This window comes from Saccharopolyspora sp. 7B (assembly GCF_020177435.1).
GTDB lineage: Bacteria > Actinomycetota > Actinomycetes > Mycobacteriales > Pseudonocardiaceae > Saccharopolyspora_C > Saccharopolyspora_C gregorii.
Genome location: NZ_JAIUKC010000044.1, coordinates 1 through 1,947, shown reverse-complemented (window position 1 = coordinate 1,947; position 1,947 = coordinate 1). Strand labels below are relative to the sequence as shown.

General features: G+C 76.0%; 1 protein-coding gene and 1 pseudogene. Both read left to right on the top strand.

Annotation, left to right across the window (positions count from 1 at the left end):
* Nucleotides 1-303 precede the first annotated feature (303 nt).
* The gene (locus tag LCD33_RS08695) at nt 304-909 is read left to right on the top strand and encodes a potassium-transporting ATPase subunit C (RefSeq protein ID WP_224958749.1); all 606 of its coding nucleotides are present in this window, start codon (nt 304-306) and stop codon (nt 907-909) included.
* Nucleotides 910-982: 73 nt separating this feature from the next.
* Nucleotides 983-1,947, top strand: a pseudogene (locus LCD33_RS08690) (sensor histidine kinase); the annotation flags it as partial.

The window sequence follows — 1,947 nt, the reverse complement described above, 5'->3', positions numbered from 1 at the left end:
TGTTTTGGGGGTGGGTTGTAAACTCGGGGGGGTGGCGCCACCCCGGCGGGGGGGGGGGGGGCCCCGGACTTCGGTTGCGAGGTGGGTCGGGTGGCGGAACCTCAGCGGTTCCCTCGCTGCGGGATCGATTTCTGATGTACCAGGCACGTACACGGCGAAATCGCTGTCCTCGCGAGGGAACCGCTGAGAACCCGCGGGTGGTCCGGCTGCGTGCGTGGTCGGCGGCTCAGCGGCTTCGCCGCTGACGAGCACCGGCCGCAACCCGCCGGACAGGTTCGAAGACAGGCAGTGAGGAGAGACGCGATGTTCACGACGTTGGTGCGGCAGGCCGGGACCGCGGTGCGGGCGCTGCTGGTGTTCACGGTGCTGCTGGGCGTGTGTTACCCGCTGGCGGTGTGGGGAGCGGGCCACCTGCCGGGGTTGCACGACCACGCCGAAGGATCGCCGCAGGTGGTGGACGGGCGCGTCGTCGGGTCCGAGCTGATCGGCATCGACCCGGTGCCCGCGGACCCGGCGCACGACCCGTACTTCCACACCCGCCCGTCGGCGTCGGCGGACGGACCGCTCGGGCCCGGTGATCCGTCGACCTCCGGTGGCTCGAGCCTGGCCGCGGACAACCCGGAGCTGCTGGCGGCCGTGCAGCAGCGGCGCACCGGCATCGCCGCCCGCGAAGCGGTCGCCCCGCAGCTGGTCCCGGCGGACGCGGTGACGGCCTCGGCCAGCGGTGTGGACGCGGGCATCAGCCCCGCCTACGCCGCGCTGCAGGCCCCGCGCGTCGCCCGCGAGACGGGGCTGCCGGTCGAGGAGGTGCACCGGCTCATCGCCGCCGCCACCTCCGGCGGCGTGTTCGCCGAGCGCACGGTCGCGGTCCCGGCGCTCAACGCGGCCGTCGCCGAGCACCGCGGATGACCCGCGGCAGGTGCACCGCGCGGCGGAGCGGCAGGATCGGTGCCGACGGCCACCGTCGGCGGGGAGGCGCGGGATGAAGCGGGGCGAGCTGCGGATCTACCTCGGCGCCGCGCCGGGCGTGGGCAAGACCTACGCGATGCTCGGCGAGGCGCGGCGGCGGCTCGAACGCGGCACCGACATCGTCATCGGCCTGGTGGAGACGCACGGCCGCGCCGAGACCGAACGCCTGCTGGCCGGGCTGGAGCAGGTGCCGCGCCGCCGCGAGCTGCACCGCGGCGTCCAGGCCGCCGAACTCGACCTGGACGCCGTGCTGGCCCGCCGCCCGCAGGTCGCCGTCGTCGACGAGCTCGCGCACACCAACGCCCCCGGCTCGCGCAACGAGAAGCGCTGGCAGGACGTCGAGGAACTCCTCGAAGCGGGGATCACCGTGCTGTCCACGGTGAACGTGCAGCACCTGGAGAGCCTCAACGACGTGGTCGAGACGATCACCGGGGTCCGCCAGCAGGAGACGGTCCCCGACGAGGTGGTGCGGCGCGCCGAGCAGATCGAACTCGCCGACATCACCCCGCAGGCGCTGCGCCGCCGCCTCGCGCACGGCAACGTCTACGCCGCCGACAAGGTGGACGCGGCGCTGGGCAACTACTTCCGCACCGGCAACCTCACCGCGCTGCGCGAACTGGCGCTGCTGTGGCTGGCCGACCAGGTGGACGTGGCGCTGCGCCGCTACCGGGCGGAACGGCAGATCACCGACACGTGGGAGACGCGGGAGCGGGTCGTCGCCGCCATCACCGGCGGTTCGGAGAGCGAGACGCTGATCCGCCGCGCCCGCCGCATCGCGGCCCGCGCGGGCGCCGAGCTGCAGGTGGTGCACGTGCTGCGCGGCGACGGCCTTGCCGGGGCGTCCCCGGCGAACCTGGCCCGGGCGCGGCGGGGGGGGGGGGGCCCCGGGGGGCCGCCGCCCCCCCCCCGCCGGGCCCCCCCCCCCGCGGCGGCGGCGGGGGGGGGGGCGCGGCGGGGGGCGCCGGCCGGGGGGGGGCG

Coding starts and splice junctions, on each gene's coding strand:
- LCD33_RS08695 (WP_224958749.1), top strand. CDS start 304: ATGTTCACGACGTTGGTGCGGCAGGCCGGGACCGCGGTGCGGGCGCTG.